A 16,533-nucleotide genomic window follows, 5' to 3' on the forward strand; every position below is an offset into this window, starting at 1 on the left:
AGGAAATGTGACATACCACATTAATAAAGATGGTGATACACCATATGCGAATGGCACGAAAGTAACCATTGCAGGAGTTCCTGGAGACTATACCGTAACGGATGGAACAATTACTGTAGAAAACAGTAACCTACCAAATGATACGAACAATAGTGCAACCGTAACAGTGACAGAAGACGGACACAAACCAGCGACAACAACAACAAAAGTACCAGCGAAGTTGGTACCAAGTGCCACTCCAACATTTACAGTAGGAACTCAAGATAAACTTGACGGACATGTGGATGTCACAGTTACAGGTGTTTCTGACGGTACAAAAGTGAAATTACCAGGTGTTAATGGAGAAAAAGAGGTAAAAGATGGTAAAGTAACATTAACAAACGATGACTTACCAGAAAAATCAACCAAAGGAAAAGGAAGTGCTCAAGAAGACGGTAAACTTCCGACAGAAGGTACCAGCGAAATTACAATTCCTGGTAAACTAACTAGTGCTAAAGGTGCTCCAGCAATTGAGTTTAGAGTTAAACTTCCGTTACCACTTGTAGTTCCAGACCCTGAACATTTAACACCGACAGAAATAACGGAATTAGTGAAGAGGGTTAAAAAAGCTAACCCAGATAAGGAAGTTAAAGTTGATGATAAGGGTAATGTTACTGTAACGAATAAAAATACTGGAGAATCTGTATTACTACCTGTAGAAGATTTAACCGTTAAAGACTTCGCCCCAGTGAAACCAACCGAAAAAGTTCCAGTGAAAGACAAAGCGCACTTAACTCCAGAAGAGAAAAAACAAGTGGCAGACAAAGTCAAAGAAAAGAACCCAGGTAAGGAAGTCACAGTAGGAGCCGACGGCACAGCAACAGTGACAGATCCGACAACAGGCATCAGTCATACAATTCCAGGAACAGAGCTAGTGAACCAAGACTTCACGCCAGTGAAACCAACCGACAAGGTTCCAGTCAAAGACAAATCCCACTTAACTCCAGAAGAGAAAAAACAAGTGGCAGATAAAGTTAAAGCTAAGAACCCAGGTAAGGAAGTAACAGTAGGAGATGACGGTACAGCGACAGTGACAGATCCGACAACAGGAATTAGTCATACAATTCCGACAACAGATCTAGTAATTGAATTTGCTAAAGGGGATTCTACAAGATTAGAAGTTCCAGGATTAATTATTACTAAGTGGACAGATGAACTAGGGAATGACTTGAAGCAACCTGATGCTAAAGCTCCAGCAGTATTAGGTGAATCCAATGAAGCATTTGAACATGGTGAAATTGAAGGTTATGTATTTGTAAGAACAGAAACTAAAGATGATGTTGTAACTCACATCTTCAGGAAAGTGAGTCCAGTTAGACCAACAGGAGACGGTCAACAAAGACCAGCTACTCCATCTGACGATACAAATCCTAGACCGGATACTTCTAACCCTGCTGAGATGCCAGCTACTCAACCGACTGAACAACCAAGTCAAACAGTTGAAGTGCCTGCTCAATTGCCGAATGAAGTGTCAGAAACGAATCCATCAGTTTCTCAACCGCAAGCAGTATTGCCAAATACTGGTACACAAGAAGACCGTGCTACAGGTGCATTCGGAATTCTATCTCTTCTTGGCGCATTTGGCTTGCTATTTGCCAAAAAGAAAAAAGACGATGAAGAGGAAGCTTAAATAGAGGACCTCATCTGCTCCTTAGTAGCTTTCCCTACATAAAGTCTTTGTAAATCAAAAAGAACTAGAAACATCACTCATTTGTGAGAATTCTAGTTCTTTTTTCGTATTTCATAAACATTTCATATTTGGGTTTTATAATAGTCTTACAAATATGGAGGTGACAAATGAATCCAATCCAAAGAGCTTGGGCTTATGTCAGCAGAAAGCGACTGAGAAGTTTTATTTTATTTCTGATTTTATTGGTCCTATTGGCCGGAATTTCAGCCTGTTTGACTTTGATGAAGTCCAACAAAACAGTGGAAACCAATCTTTATAAATCACTCAACACATCTTTTTCTATTAAGAAAATAGAAAATGGTCAGACTTTTAAGTTGTCAGACTTAGCATCTGTAAGCAAGATTAAGGGACTGGAAAATGTCTCTCCTGAACTCGAGACGGTCGCAAAATTAAAAGACAAGGAAGCGGTGAGTGGAGAGCAGAGCGTGGAACGTGATGATTTGTCAGCTGCGGACAAGAACTTGGTTAGCTTAATGGCACTTGAGGATTCATCCAAGGATGTGACCTTTACCAGTTCGGCTTTCAACTTAAAAGAAGGGCGACACCTTCAAAAAGGGGATTCAAAGAAAATCATCATCCACGAAGAGTTGGCTAAGAAGAATAGTCTTTCCCTTCATGACAAGATTGCCTTAGATGCTGGTCAGTCAGAAACTGGTAAAGGACAAACAGTAGAGTTTGAGATTGTCGGCATCTTTTCTGGTAAGAAACAAGAAAAATTCACAGGCTTGTCTTCTGACTTCAGTGAAAACCAGGTCTTTACAGACTATGAAAGTAGCCAAAGTCTTTTGGGAAATGGTGAATCTCTAGTCAGTGCAGCTCGCTTCTATGTAGAAAATCCTAAGGAAATGGACGAACTCATGAAGCAGGTAGAAAACTTGGCCTTGGAAAATCAAGGCTATCAAGTCGAAAAGGAAAACAAGGCTTTTGAACAAATCAAAGACTCAGTTGCTACCTTCCAAACCTTCCTAACCATCTTCCTTTATGGGATGTTGATAGCAGGAGCAGGGGCCTTAATTCTTGTTTTGTCTCTCTGGTTGAGAGAGAGGGTCTACGAAGTGGGAATTTTACTGGCACTTGGAAAAGGCAAGAGCTCGATTTTCCTACAATTCTGTTTAGAGGTAGTTTTGGTATCTCTCGGTGCTTTGCTTCCAGCATTTGCTGCAGGAAACGCCATCACATCTTATCTCCTCCAAACTGTTCTATCCAGTGGAGATCAGGCAAGTTTACAAGATACGCTAGCTAAAGCAAGCAGTTTATCAACCAGCATCCTATCTTTTGCAGAATCCTATGTCTTTCTGTTGTTGATTAGTTGCTTGTCTGTAGCCCTTTGTTTCCTATTTCTATTTAGAAAATCGCCTAAAGAAATTTTATCATCTATTAGTTAATACTCTTCGAAAATCAAATTTAAACCGTGTCAGCTTCCATCTGCAACNNGCTAGCTTCCTAGTTTAATCTTTGATTTTCATTGAGTATAAGAAGGAGAAATCATGACTTTATTACAATTGCAAGATCTTACCTACCGTTATAAGAACACTGCTGAAGCAGTCCTATATCAGATTAATTATCATTTTGAACCCGGGAAATTTTACAGTATCATTGGTGAGTCAGGAGCAGGAAAATCCACTCTTTTGTCCCTACTGGCTGGTTTAGACAGTCCTGTTGAAGGTTCGATCCTTTTCCAAGGAGAGGATATTCGTAAGAAGGGCTATTCTTACCATCGTATGCACCATATTTCCTTGGTTTTTCAAAATTATAACTTGATAGATTATCTTTCTCCACTGGAAAATATCCGCTTGGTTAACAAAAAGGCAAGCAAGGATACACTGCTTGAGCTTGGTTTGGATGAAAGTCAGATCAAGCGGAATGTTCTCCAGTTATCAGGTGGCCAACAACAACGTGTTGCCATTGCTCGTAGTTTGGTCTCAGAAGCTCCAGTTATTCTAGCTGATGAACCAACTGGAAATCTGGACCCTAAAACTGCTGGAGATATTGTCGAACTGCTCAAATCACTTGCCCAGAAAACAGGTAAATGTGTCATCGTCGTAACCCACAGCAAAGAAGTGGCACAAGCGTCAGATATTACACTTGAGTTGAAGGATAAGAAACTGACTGAAACTCGCAATACTACGAAATAATATGAGTTTTTTCTGTTATACTCTTCGAAAATCAAATTCAAACCACGTCATCGTCGCCTTACCGTACTCAAGTACAGCTTACGGCTAGCTTCCTAGTTTGCTTTTTGATTTTCATTGAGTATCAGAACTATAAAATAGAACAACATCTAGAAAGGGAACCTATGTTACACAACGCATTTGCCTATGTTACAAGGAAGTTTTTCAAATCGATTGTCATCTTCCTGATTATTCTCCTCATGGCGAGCTTGAGTTTGGTCGGCTTGTCAATCAAGGGAGCTACTGCCAAGGCTTCTCAGGAGACATTTAAAAATATCACTAACAGCTTCTCCATGCAAATCAATCGTCGCGTTAATCAAGGAACGCCACGTGGTGCTGGGAATATCAAGGGTGAGGACATCAAAAAAATCACCGAAAACAAGGCCATCGAGTCTTATGTTAAACGTATCAACGCTATCGGAGATTTGACTGGCTATGACCTTATCGAAACGCCAGAAACTAAGAAAAATCTGACACCTGACCGTGCCAAACATTTTGGAAGTAGCTTGATGATTACAGGTGTCAATGACTCCTCTAAAGAAGACAAGTTTGTCTCTGGTTCTTATAAGCTGGTCGAAGGTGAGCACCTAACAAACGACGACAAGAACAAGATCCTCATGCACAAGGACTTGGCAGCCAAACACGGCTGGAAAGTAGGGGATAAGGTCAAGTTGGACTCTAATGTCTATGATGCAGACAATGAAAAAGGTGCCAAGGAAACAGTTGAAGTGACAATCAAGGGACTCTTTGATGGCCACAATAAGTCGGCAGTAACTTACTCACAAGAACTCTATGAAAACACAGCTATCACAGATATCCATACGGCTGCAAAACTTTATGGATACACAGAAGACACAGCTATTTATGGGGACGCAACCTTCTTTGTAACAGCGGACAAGAACTTGGATGATGTCATGAAAGAGTTGAATGGCATAAGTGGTATCAACTGGAAGAGCTATACACTGGTGAAGAGTTCGTCTAACTATCCAGCCCTTGAGCAATCCATCTCTGGTATGTACAAGATGGCCAACCTCCTCTTCTGGGGTAGCTTGAGTTTCTCAGTCCTTCTCCTTGCCCTCTTGCTCAGCCTTTGGATCAATGCCCGTCGCAAGGAAGTGGGAATTCTCCTCTCTATCGGTCTCAAGCAGGCAAGTATCTTGGGACAATTCATCACTGAATCCATCTTGATTGCCATTCCTGCTCTCGTTTCTGCTTACTTCCTAGCCAACTACACAGCTCGTGCAATCGGAAATACTGTCCTTGCCAATGTGACTTCAGGTGTTGCCAAACAGGCTAGTAAGGCGGCTCAGGCCTCTAACCTTGGTGGTGGTGCAGAAGTAGATGGCTTTAGCAAGACCTTGTCGAGCCTAGATATTTCCATTCAGACATCAGACTTTATCATCGTCTTTGTCCTTGCTTTAGTTCTAGTGGTTCTCGTTATGGCGCTTGCATCAAGCAATCTCCTCAGAAAACAACCAAAAGAACTTCTGCTGGATGGTGAATAATACTGATGCTAGACTGAAAAATGAGGCTAGCAACTGAAAGTTTTAAAATGATAAATAAATCCGAAAGCAGTGGTGAAAATCATTGCTTTCAGTTGTTTTCTTTGTACTTTAGTACTTAAATATGATATACTAAGGTTATGGAATTTATTAGAAAGGAGTTTCGCAACTTATATATGGAATTGTGCATAAAAATCTATAGAAATCTTATCTTGAAAATAGATAGATAAATCTGTAGAAGCCTATCCATATCGCAAACATAGGCTAGTAGACCTAGGCAGGGTCTACTTTGGAAAATATAGAATAGTGAGGAAAAATAAACATTATGAGACAAACAAATGTTAGAGGAAGCTTGTCCCTCCGTGGTTTTAGAAAATTGAGAACTGGTGCAATTGTTGCGACAGGTGTGATTCTACTGGGTCTGGGCTTTTTAGCTCCAACTGTGTCAGCCAGTGAACAAGATGGCGTCTGGGTAGCCAGAACAGTTGAGGAAGTGAAAGCTGACCTTCAAAAAGAAGGTGATTTATTTAAGTATGTCATTAAGTGGGGAGATACATTAAGTGTTATCAGCGAAGCAAGCAATATCCCTGTAGATTTACTCCAAGAAATGAATCAAGCTTCAGGCAAGAATTTATTCTTACCGCACAATGAATTGTACTTTACTGAAGCTGAAACGGTTTCAGATACAGTCACAAAACACAAGATTGTCATCAAAGAAAGCGGTGCAAGTGGCGAAGTTCGTACTTATGAAGTCTTGCTCAAGAAAGACCAAGAAACAAAAGCTGTTACCTTTGAATTAACAGATGTCACTGAGAAAGTTGAAAAAATGACTGTGAACTATAGCCCAGTCTATCAGCCTGTATCAGCACCAGTAGTGGAAAGAGCGGAAGAATCAGGTGAAGAACCTGCTTCAGAAGCACCAGCAGAGACAAGCCCAGAAGTTAAAGAAGAAACAGAAGCTCCAGTAGCGCCAAAAGCAGAAGACGCAGCGACTACACCAGCACCAAAAGAAACAGCACCAGAGGTGGTAACACCAGCTGAATCAAACGCAGAAGTGGCAACAGAATCAGCAGAGCCAGAGGTAGCGAAACAAGCTGTACCAAATGCAGAAACTCCAACGCCGAAAGTTGAAGAGCCATCTACTCCAACACCTAAAGAAGATGCAACTGAAGGAAAAATAGAAGCACCGAAAGTTGAACAACCAGAGGCGTCAGCTGAACCAACAGAACCAGCGCCAGTGGTAGAGGAAGGCACTTCAGGAGAACAAAATCAACCAGCAGAAGAAACCCCAGCACCATCAAAACCAGAAACCCCAGCTTCAACAGAATCAGCGGCAAATGGAGCTGAAGGAACAGAGCCAGAGGCAGCGAAACCAACTGAACCAAACGCAGAAACTCCAGCAGAATCAACTGAATCAAAAGCAACCGAGCCAGAGGTAGCGAAACCAACTGAATCAAACGCAGAAGCTGCAACAGAATCAACAGAAGCTTCAGGAACTTCAGCAGAAACAACACCTGACGGAACAGTGGAATCAGAATCAGCTCCAAAAGAAAATGCACCAGAAAGAATAAGTTCAGAAGCTTCGGGAGAAGAAACAGGTGCAACAGTAGAGACAGGCACAACAACAGAAGAAGGAACTTCAGGGGGAACAGGAGAAGCTTCAGAAGCACCATCAGGAGATGAAGGAAAAGAAGAAAAAGAAACTGAAGAAGCAGGAACAGAAGTTAAACCGGCTCCAAACGAAGCGAAAGAAACTGAAGAATCAGAAGCCAACCCAACACCTAAAGAAAATGTAACAGAAGCACCAGCAGAAGCTTCAGGAGAAACAGAAGGAGATTCAACAGAATCACCTGAAGCAGAAGGAAGTGTAGACTCAACACCTAAAGAATCTACAACCGAAGGAAAAGAGTCAGCAGAAGGAGTACCAGGAACAGTGGACTCAGCGCCAGCTCCAAAAGAAACTGAAGAAGCAGGAGCAACAGCAGAAGAAACCCCAGCTCCAAAAGAAAATAAAACAGAAGGAACTACACCAGGTGCAACAGCAGAAGCAGGGGAAACAACAGGAGAAGCTTCAGGAACAGCAGGGGAATCAACTGAACCGAAAGATAGTGTAGAATCAACACCTGAAGGAACAGGTTCAGAAGAAGCAGGAGCAACAGGAGAAGCTTCAACAGGATCAACTGAAGCAAAAGCAACAGACCCAGAGGTAGCACCAAAAGAAGCTGAAGAACCAGGAACATCTGAAATTACAGAACCAGCAACAACAGCGCCAGCAGCAGACTCTACAAGTGAGGATACTAACGAGAGTAAATCAGAAAAACCAGTAGCAGAAGAAACAACAGTCACAGAAGAACAGCCGGCTACAGACGGTACGGCTTCATCAAGTGCAACAAGTAATTCAGCTGACTCAAGTTCATCAACTGAATCTTCATCAACTGCCTCTGAAGGTGAGTTAACAGCTACGCAACCAGCTGTAGAAGCAGGGACAGGTTCAGAAGTAGCTACACCAGGTGCAACAGCAGAAGAGTCATCAGAATCAGGTTCAGCAGCTACAGAAAGCGAAGAAACAGCTCCAAAACCAAGTGATTCAACATCGTCACCGGTAACCCCAAGTGAAGAAACACCGGTTGCTTCAGGCGATACCAATTCTACTGCACAGCCAGCTGGAGAAACAGGTAACTCTGAAACAACTGCAGAACCTTCCAATACTCCATCTGCAGATGCTACAAATGATTCAGGCAATTCAGAGTCATCAAGTCCGGTAACAGATGATACTACTTCAAATGTGGAAACTACAGAACAACCTGAAACTTCAGCTCCAAAAACTGAAGCAACAGCGCCAAAAGAGGATAAACTACCAACTAATCAAAATGGAGATACATCAAATCCAGTAGATTCAAAGGATGAAACATCAAATACGGCTCCGAAAGAAGGGGATTCAACTTCAGGAGTAACAGGAACAGAAGGAAACCCAACACCTGAAGAAAAAGAAACTGAAGAACCAGGAACATCTGAAGCTACTAAACCAGCAGCAACCTCTACAAATGAGGATACTAACGAGGGTGAATCAGAAAAAACAGTAGCAGAAGAAAAAACTGATACAACAGGAAACAATTCAAATTCATCAACAGATGTTACAAATTCATCAGATAACACAACACCCGAAGCAACAACTACAGGTGATCAAGGAAAAGAGTCAAAAGTAGAAGAACAACCATCAGAAACAGGCGATACACTAACGCCAAAAGAAGGAAACTCAACTGAAGGGACAGTAGACTCAACATCGGCACCAAAAGAAGTAGGAATTACAGGAACTGAAGGAACAGAAGTAGCTAATGCAGAATCCGAATCGAAAGAAGAAAAACCTCAAGCCGATGCATCGGCTGAAGAACATAATGATTCAGAGAAGACTTTAGAAGAAGATACCAAAGACAGTAACAAAGAGGCGATTAATGAGCGTAAGGTTACAAAAGAAGCTGAGATTAGCAACAGTAATTTAAGTAATGATAAGAAAAAAGAAGCACGCGAAAAAGTGGAAAAACTTACTGAAGAGTACCATAAAAAACTCGAAAACGAGAAAGGTACAAATAAACAGGCTGAGTTGGTAGATGAATACGAAACAGAACTAGATAAAATAGAAACTCCAGGTGCAGAATATGCCAGTCCTGATTTCAAGAAACCAATCGAAAGTCATGCTGGTGGTACAACTATCGATGAAAATAGTACAGTCGCAAACAGTGCACTAACTTCTAGCAATCCATCTTCTCAGCCGTCCTTATCTGAAGATTCATCACAAACACAACCTGTGGCAACATCGGATAGTTCTGCAACTGGTAATTCCAGCTTCCGAAGTGCAGGAACTTACCAACCTCGAGTAACTCGTCGTCCTAGAAGTGTAAATGAACCTAAAAATAAAGTTTCTATTTATTACAATTTTGATGGTATGAAAGATATTCCTGGATTCTTTGATGATTTAGGTGGTAAAAATGAAGTAGACATACCAAAAGATGTCTCTGGTGAAGCTTTGAAATCTATTTTAAAAGCAAGAATAGATAAGAAAAAAGCAGAACTTGAAAGCAAAGGATACAAAATTTCTGATGAGTACTTTGTGGGTATTGATCAAGCAGATGCAACTCATTATGACTACGTAGTTACTTTCACTAAAGAGAAAACAGGAACTACAGGATTTAGAATTGCACCAAAAGTTCAAGTTAGAGCTAAAAAAGTTGTAAAAAGAGATTTATCTAATAAAACTAAAAAAATAAATATCTACTATAATTTAACAGCTCTTAAAGATATAGCTGGAGCGTTAGGAGAATTGGATGGCGAAAATGTGCTTACTTTCTCTGGAGAGACATCTAAAGAAGACTTAAAACGAGCTGTTGAAGAAAAAACAAAAGCCCAAATCGAGAAACTTAAAAAACAAGGCTTTACAGTTACGTCAAAAACAGACTTAGATCAAATCATTGAAGGTGGAGATAGCTATGATTATGTTGTAGAATTCACAAAAGAATCCAAAACACAGCCAGTAGGAACTACAGGTTTCAGAATGGCTCCAGCAGTTCAACCACGCGCTAGCAGAAATCGTAGAAGTCTAGAACAGCCAGCTCCTCAAAAGGTCAAAGTAAATGTATTTTATAACTTTGATAAAATGAAAGATATTGCAGGTTTCCTAGGAGATATCAATGGAACTTCTCTTGAAATCGCGGAAGGTTTATCAGCTGAACAGGTGAAAGCAGCGGTCAAGAGCCAAGTTGATGCTAAGAAAGAAGAGTTGAGCAAACGCGGCTATACTTTCAAAGAGGACTATGTCTATCAAGCTAATGGGAAAGATTATAACTACGTTGTAACATTTTCAAAAGCAGCTAAATAATTTTCATTCCACAGAGAGTGAAATGTGAGCAGAGAGAGCGATAGGCTCTCTTTGTTTTATCTAGTGGTCAGTTGCTTAAAGACAAAAGGCCAGCAAGAGATTATAATAGAAAATAGAGTAGGTATTTATTCTAAGAAAAATAAAAAATAGAGAGCAGTTAAAGTATGAAAATTTTAATTGTAGAAGATGAAGAGATGATCCGTGAGGGGATCAGTGATTATTTGACGGATTGTGGTTATGAAACCATTGAGGCAGCGGATGGGCAAGAAGCCTTAGAAAAATTTTCCAGCTATGAAGTAGCCTTGGTTTTACTGGATATCCAGATGCCCAAGCTCAATGGTCTGGAAGTACTAGCTGAGATTCGCAAAAGCAGCCAAGTCCCTGTCTTGATGTTAACAGCCTTTCAGGATGAGGAATACAAGATGAGTGCCTTTGCTTCGCTAGCAGATGGCTATCTGGAAAAGCCCTTCTCCCTCTCCCTCTTAAAAGTGAGGGTGGACGCGATTTTCAAGCGCTATTATGATACAGGACGAATCTTCTCCTATAAAGATGCCAAGGTGGACTTTGAAAGTTACAGTGCAAGCCTCGCAGGTCAAGAAGTACCTATCAATGCCAAAGAGTTGGAAATTCTGGACTATCTGGTGAAAAATGAAGGACGTGCCTTGACCCGTTCTCAGATAATCGATGCCGTTTGGAAAGCGACAGATGAGGTTCCCTTTGACCGTGTCATTGATGTTTATATCAAGGAACTGCGGAAAAAGCTAGACTTGGATTGTATCCACACTGTGCGCAATGTTGGTTATAAATTGGAGCGAAAATGAAACGAACAGGTTTATTTACAAAGATATTTATCTATACCTTCTCGATATTTAGTGTTCTAGTTATCTGCCTTCATTTAGCCATTTATTTTCTATTTCCCTCGACTTATCTGAGTCATCGTCAGGAAACCATTGGCCAGAAAGCGACAGCCATTGCCCAGTCCCTAGAAGGAAAGGATAGGCAGAGCATCGAGCAAGTGTTAGATTTGTACTCCCAGACTAGTGATATTCAGGGGGCCGTCAAGGGCGAGATGACCGAGGACAAGTTAGAAGTCAAGGACAATCTTCCTCTGGATACAGACCGCCAGACAACCTCCCTCTTTATCGAGGAGCGCGAGGTGACAACGCAAGACGGTGGTACCATGACTCTCCAGTTTCTAGCTTCCATGGACTTGCAAAAGGAAGCAGAGCAAATCAGTCTCCAATTTCTCCCCTATACCTTGCTGGCATCCTTTCTAATTTCCCTCTTGGTGGCCTACATCTATGCTCGGACCATTGTTGCCCCCATTTTGGAAATCAAGCGGGTGACCCGTCGGATGATGGAACTGGATACTCAAGTGCGATTGCGCGTGGATTCCAAGGATGAGATTGGTGATCTCAAGGAACAAATCAATAGCCTCTACCAACATCTTTTGACAGTTATCGCGGACTTGCATGACAAGAATGAAGCCATTCTCCAGCTGGAAAAGATGAAGGTCGAATTCCTACGAGGGGCTTCTCATGAATTGAAAACACCGCTGGCTAGTTTGAAAATCCTAATCGAAAATATGAAAGAAAATATTGGTCGTTATAAGGATAGGGACCACTATCTGGGAGTTGCCTTAGGAATTGTGGATGAGCTCAATCACCACGTTCTCCAGATACTTTCCCTCTCTTCTGTGCAGGAATTGCGAGATGATAGGGAAGAAATTGATTTGCTCCAGATGACGCAAAGTCTAGTCAAGGATTATGCTTTACTAGCCAAGGAAAGAGAGCTCCAGATAGACAATAGTTTGATCCATCAGCAGGCTTATCTAAATCCATCTGTCATGAAATTAATTCTGTCTAACCTCATCAGCAATGCTATCAAGCACTCTGTTCCAGGTGGCTTGGTTCGCATTGGAGAAAGAGAAGGGGAACTCTTTATAGAAAATAGCTGCAGTCCAGAAGAACAAGAAAAACTAGCTCAATCTTTTTCAGACAATGCTAGTCGCAAGGCCAAAGGGTCTGGGATTGGGCTCTTTGTGGTCAAAAGTCTATTGGAACATGAAAAATTACCCTATCGTTTTGAAATGCAGGAGAATCGTTTAACCTTCTTTATAGCTTTTCCAAAAGTCGCTCAAGACTAGGAAGAGAAAGGGTTTACATAGATGAAGCTAGAAGAAATTCAATCGAAACTACGGGAAAAACTAGATTTTTTTGTCAAAAAGTGATAAAATGAACAATGTAAATGGGATGACCCATAAAAATATACAGGAGGCCTGATAAAATGGCAATCGTTTCAGCAGAAAAATTTGTCCAAGCAGCTCGTGACAACGGTTATGCAGTTGGTGGATTTAACACAAACAACCTTGAGTGGACTCAAGCTATCTTGCGCGCAGCAGAAGCTAAAAAAGCTCCAGTTTTGATCCAAACTTCAATGGGTGCTGCTAAATACATGGGTGGTTACAAAGTTGCTCGCAACTTGATCGCTAACCTTGTTGAATCAATGGGTATCACTGTACCAGTAGCTATCCACCTTGACCACGGTCACTACGAAGATGCACTTGAGTGTATCGAAGTTGGTTACACTTCAATCATGTTTGACGGTTCACACCTTCCAGTTGAAGAAAACCTTAAATTGGCTAAAGAAGTTGTTGAAAAAGCACACGCTAAAGGTATCTCAGTAGAAGCTGAAGTTGGTACTATCGGTGGTGAAGAAGACGGAATCATCGGTAAAGGTGAATTGGCTCCAATCGAAGACGCTAAAGCAATGGTTGAAACTGGTATCGACTTCTTGGCAGCTGGTATCGGTAACATCCACGGTCCTTACCCAGCAAACTGGGAAGGTCTTGACCTTGACCACTTGCAAAAATTGACAGAAGCTCTTCCAGGATTCCCAATCGTATTGCACGGTGGATCAGGTATTCCTGATGAGCAAATCCAAGCAGCTATCAAACTTGGTGTTGCCAAAGTTAACGTTAACACAGAATGCCAAATCGCATTCGCGAACGCAACTCGTAAATTTGCTCGTGACTACGAAGCAAACGAAGCAGAATACGACAAGAAAAAACTCTTCGACCCACGTAAATTCTTGGCTGACGGTGTAAAAGCTATCCAAGCATCAGTTGAAGAACGTATCGACGTATTCGGTTCAGAAGGTAAAGCTTAATCTAGCTGGATAATACAGATAGAACCTGCCCATTGGGTGGGTTTTTTGATTTCAAGCTACTCGTTTTAGTATAGTAAACTGAAACTAGACTAGCACAATGCTGCTTTTATAGCATTTTGAAACTGGAATAGGACGTCATGACTGCTAAAAGATTTCTATAAATTCATTTGATTTTCCTAATCAATTTGTTCGTATCCTATTTGATCTCACTATAAAACATTCTTATCAATTGATTTGAATGCCAAAATTCCATCGCTCCGGTCTTATTTCATTTGGCTATAAAAAAACTCTCCTAGAATTCTCAGGAGAGTATGAGTGGTTATTTGAACTTGAATCCTTCGTAAACAAGATTTGCTTTTGGATTTTGTTTCTTAATCTGTTTGGCAAGTGACTTCATCATAGAAAGAGGACCACACATATAGACGCTTGCATGTTTGGGCACTTTTTCTTGATCAAAATTAAGATAGCCGTCTTTCCTACTGTCTACTAGATGGAGTTCAAAATTAGGATTTTTCTGAGCATAGTCACGAAGCAAATCTAGATAGACTGCATTTTCCTCTCCACGGAAGCTATGGTAGAAGTGAATCTGTTTATCTAAAATAGGATGTTCACGGATGTAAGAGATGAAGGGGGTGATCCCAATGCCTCCAGCAATCCAAACCTGATTTTCTCGTCCTTCTTCTATAATCATGTGTCCGTAAGCTCTATCTACGCTTACTTTGCTGCCGACTTGAAGATTATCATAGATATTCTTGGTATGGTCGCCTGAATTTTTGACAGTAAAGTAAAGAGTTTGGCCATGACCTCCTGAGATAGAAAAGGGATGCGGAGCACTTTCAAAGCCTTCTTGGAAAATCTTTAGAAAGGCAAATTGTCCTGATTGATAGTTGAAAGGTCTGCTAAGATGGATTTGAATTTCTCTAGTATCGTGATTTAAGCGTTTGAGATTGGTGATTTTCTCTAGATAGGGGAAGGAAATCTTTTGATAAAGGAAGATGATGTAAAAACCAGCCAGTAAGCCTAAAAGGGCATAGCTACCAACAAGAAAACTTAGAAGATTAAATGTGAGGAGGCGATTGCCCATTATCATGTAGACATGAAAGAGTCCAAAAATATAAGCTAGGTAAACCATGCGGTGGATCCATCGCCAAGCTTCGTATTGGATGTATTTGCCTAAATAGGCGACAAGGATGATGCTGGCAAAGATATAGATAGCAAGATTGCCAAACTGAGCAGCTAAGCGAGTGCCCCACAAACCGCCCATACTAAAGTTATGAAAGATGAGTAGGATGATGGAGAGAAAGGCTGTGAATTTGTGGACAGTATAGACCTTCTCCAAACCGTGAAACCAGCTTTCTAGTAGGGGGAGACGAGTGGCTAGGATAAAAGTCAGAGATAGGCTTGTTAAAGCTAGTCCTGGAATCATGAATTGGGGAGAAGTGTTCATCCAAGTCAACATAGTCAAGATAAAACTAGCTATGATAAAGAGTAGTCCTTTGAGTGCTTTCATAGAAAATTCCATTTCATTTAGATTTGATTTGTTGTAAATAAATTTGTTACATTTTATCATAGAAAAAGTATGGTGTCAAATTGAGGTCTATAAATATCTACTCTCATCAAAAAAACTCTCCAATTGAACTGGAGAGTGGCTGTTTATACTCAATGAAAANNNACGAAGTCAGTAACATATATACGGCAAGGTGAAGCTGACGTGGTTTGAAGAGATTTTCGAAGAGTATTATTCTGCAGCTTGTTGCCAGCGTTTTGCTAGCATATGAGACAGACTAGAGATTGCTAGGTTAAAGCTGAAGTAGATGAGGGCAATCAGGATATACAGACTGAAGACTTGCTCTGGTTCGAAATAACGGCCCATGAGAATTTGGCTAGCTCCAAAGAGCTCTTGCAGGGCGATGACAGAGTAGAGGAGACTGGTATCCTTAATCACGGTTACAAACTGAGAAATGATGGCTGGCAACATTTTGCGAATAGCTTGTGGGAGAATGATGTGGTAGAGGATTTGTGCAGAAGTAAATCCTTGTGACATTCCTGCTTCGTACTGCCCCTTGTCCACGGCATTGAGACCGCCTCGGATAATCTCAGCCAGGGCCGCTGATGTAAAGAGAGTAAAGGCTGTAATACCTGCTGGAGTGGATTTCATCTTGAAAACTAAAAAGATAGTGAAAATCCAGAGGAGGTTGGGAACGTTACGCACAAACTCGATATAAATGCTGGAGATAATGCGTAAGACAGGATTTTTCCCATTCCTCATGACGGCTAGCACCGTTCCGATAAGGGTAGAGAGGACGATGGCAATCAGAGAAATGTAGAGGGTCAAGCCAAATCCTTTAAAGATAAAGACTAGGTTATCTGGGGTTAAAACTTCTAAAATGGATTCCATAGTAACCTCCTAAAGTGAATAGGCTTTTTTGTTGGCTTGCTCCATCTTGCGACCAAACTGGGCAACAGGGAAGCATAGAGAAAAGTAGAGAAGGGCAGCACCTAGAAAGGCTGGGATGTAATTTCCGTTGAGGGCTGACCAAGACTTGGTCACAAACATCAAGTCCACTCCAGAGATGATAGCAACTGTCGAGGTATTCTTGATGAGGTTGACGATTTGATTGGTCAAAGGAGGGAGAATGATACGGAAGGCCTGAGGCAAGATAATCAAGCGCATGGCGCTGATATAGGTAAAACCTTGCGACAAGGCGGCCTCCATCTGACCGCTAGGAATAGACTGAATACCTGAGCGAATCACCTCAGCGATATAGGCGCCGTGATAGAGACCCACGCAGAGAACGGCTGTCCAATAAATTGGAATCATGATGATATGGTCACTGATAAGAGGTAGGCCATAAAAAACGATAACAAACTGCACCAAGAGGGGAGTATTTTGGTAAAATTCGACAAAGATGCGAGCTAAAATTCTCAATATTGGACGCTTGCTGGTTGACATGGCTCCAAAGAAGATGCCCAAAACCATGGCTAGGATAAAAGATCCGATAGCTAGTGCAAGAGTGAAGAGGAAACCATTGAAAAATTGTCCAAAATCCTGAAAATAGGCTGTCCAAGATGATAAATCTGTCATGGGGT

Annotated in this window: 11 protein-coding genes; 8 read left to right on the forward strand and 3 right to left on the reverse strand. The window is 41.3% G+C overall.

Annotation, left to right across the window (positions count from 1 at the left end):
* From HT728_RS07230 to HT728_RS07265, 8 genes are all read left to right on the forward strand, one after another.
* Positions 1-1,669 (forward strand): LPXTG cell wall anchor domain-containing protein (locus HT728_RS07230; protein WP_173234541.1); only part of this gene is annotated, 1,669 nt, incomplete at its 5' end.
* Positions 1,670-1,836: 167 nt separating this feature from the next.
* On the forward strand, positions 1,837-3,114 hold the full coding sequence (locus HT728_RS07235) for an ABC transporter permease (RefSeq protein WP_173234544.1): 1,278 nt from the start codon (positions 1,837-1,839) through the stop codon (positions 3,112-3,114).
* A 102-nt stretch (positions 3,115-3,216) separates the two neighbouring features.
* Positions 3,217-3,864 (forward strand): ABC transporter ATP-binding subunit Vex2, encoded by a 648-nt coding sequence (vex2, locus tag HT728_RS07240; RefSeq protein ID WP_049512209.1) that lies wholly within the window; start codon positions 3,217-3,219, stop codon positions 3,862-3,864.
* Positions 3,865-4,025: 161 nt separating this feature from the next.
* The gene (gene vex3, locus HT728_RS07245; RefSeq protein WP_173234546.1) at positions 4,026-5,405 is read left to right on the forward strand and encodes an ABC transporter permease subunit Vex3; all 1,380 of its coding nucleotides are present in this window, start codon (positions 4,026-4,028) and stop codon (positions 5,403-5,405) included.
* Between the two features lie 322 nt (positions 5,406-5,727).
* Positions 5,728-10,275, forward strand: a complete 4,548-nt coding sequence (locus tag HT728_RS07250) for a LysM peptidoglycan-binding domain-containing protein (RefSeq protein ID WP_173234548.1) — start codon at positions 5,728-5,730, stop codon at positions 10,273-10,275.
* A gap of 164 nt (positions 10,276-10,439) precedes the next feature.
* Positions 10,440-11,096: a response regulator transcription factor VncR gene (gene vncR, locus HT728_RS07255; RefSeq protein WP_173234550.1), complete on the forward strand. Its 657-nt coding sequence runs from the start codon at positions 10,440-10,442 to the stop codon at positions 11,094-11,096.
* Positions 11,093-12,421: a sensor histidine kinase VncS gene (gene vncS, locus HT728_RS07260; protein WP_173234552.1), complete on the forward strand. Its 1,329-nt coding sequence runs from the start codon at positions 11,093-11,095 to the stop codon at positions 12,419-12,421. The genes vncR and vncS overlap by 4 nt, the downstream gene beginning before the upstream one ends.
* A gap of 140 nt (positions 12,422-12,561) precedes the next feature.
* Positions 12,562-13,443, forward strand: a complete 882-nt coding sequence (locus HT728_RS07265) for a class II fructose-bisphosphate aldolase (RefSeq protein ID WP_001019001.1) — start codon at positions 12,562-12,564, stop codon at positions 13,441-13,443.
* A gap of 319 nt (positions 13,444-13,762) precedes the next feature.
* Here HT728_RS07265 and HT728_RS07270 read toward each other — a convergent pair whose 3' ends face one another.
* From HT728_RS07270 to HT728_RS07280, 3 genes are all read right to left on the reverse strand, one after another.
* The gene (locus tag HT728_RS07270; RefSeq protein WP_173234554.1) at positions 13,763-14,953 is read right to left on the reverse strand and encodes a ferric reductase-like transmembrane domain-containing protein; all 1,191 of its coding nucleotides are present in this window, start codon (positions 14,951-14,953) and stop codon (positions 13,763-13,765) included.
* A gap of 228 nt (positions 14,954-15,181) precedes the next feature.
* Positions 15,182-15,841, reverse strand: a complete 660-nt coding sequence (locus HT728_RS07275; RefSeq protein WP_000443889.1) for an amino acid ABC transporter permease — start codon at positions 15,839-15,841, stop codon at positions 15,182-15,184.
* A gap of 9 nt (positions 15,842-15,850) precedes the next feature.
* The gene (locus HT728_RS07280) at positions 15,851-16,528 is read right to left on the reverse strand and encodes an amino acid ABC transporter permease (protein WP_000131137.1); all 678 of its coding nucleotides are present in this window, start codon (positions 16,526-16,528) and stop codon (positions 15,851-15,853) included.
* Positions 16,529-16,533 lie beyond the last annotated feature (5 nt).

It is taken from the genome of Streptococcus sp. 544 (assembly GCF_013277385.1).
Classification (GTDB): Bacteria; Bacillota; Bacilli; order Lactobacillales; family Streptococcaceae; genus Streptococcus; species Streptococcus mitis_BA.

Excerpts from the sequence above, each read along its gene's own strand:
- HT728_RS07235 (WP_173234544.1), top strand. The coding sequence starts at position 1,837 with ATGAATCCAATCCAAAGAGCTTGGGCTTATGTCAGCAGAAAGCGACTG.
- vex2 (WP_049512209.1), top strand. The coding sequence starts at position 3,217 with ATGACTTTATTACAATTGCAAGATCTTACCTACCGTTATAAGAACACT.
- vex3 (WP_173234546.1), top strand. The coding sequence starts at position 4,026 with ATGTTACACAACGCATTTGCCTATGTTACAAGGAAGTTTTTCAAATCG.
- HT728_RS07250 (WP_173234548.1), top strand. The coding sequence starts at position 5,728 with ATGAGACAAACAAATGTTAGAGGAAGCTTGTCCCTCCGTGGTTTTAGA.
- vncR (WP_173234550.1), top strand. The coding sequence starts at position 10,440 with ATGAAAATTTTAATTGTAGAAGATGAAGAGATGATCCGTGAGGGGATC.
- vncS (WP_173234552.1), top strand. The coding sequence starts at position 11,093 with ATGAAACGAACAGGTTTATTTACAAAGATATTTATCTATACCTTCTCG.
- HT728_RS07265 (WP_001019001.1), top strand. The coding sequence starts at position 12,562 with ATGGCAATCGTTTCAGCAGAAAAATTTGTCCAAGCAGCTCGTGACAAC.
- HT728_RS07270 (WP_173234554.1), bottom strand. The coding sequence starts at position 14,953 with ATGAAAGCACTCAAAGGACTACTCTTTATCATAGCTAGTTTTATCTTG.
- HT728_RS07275 (WP_000443889.1), bottom strand. The coding sequence starts at position 15,841 with ATGGAATCCATTTTAGAAGTTTTAACCCCAGATAACCTAGTCTTTATC.
- HT728_RS07280 (WP_000131137.1), bottom strand. The coding sequence starts at position 16,528 with ATGACAGATTTATCATCTTGGACAGCCTATTTTCAGGATTTTGGACAA.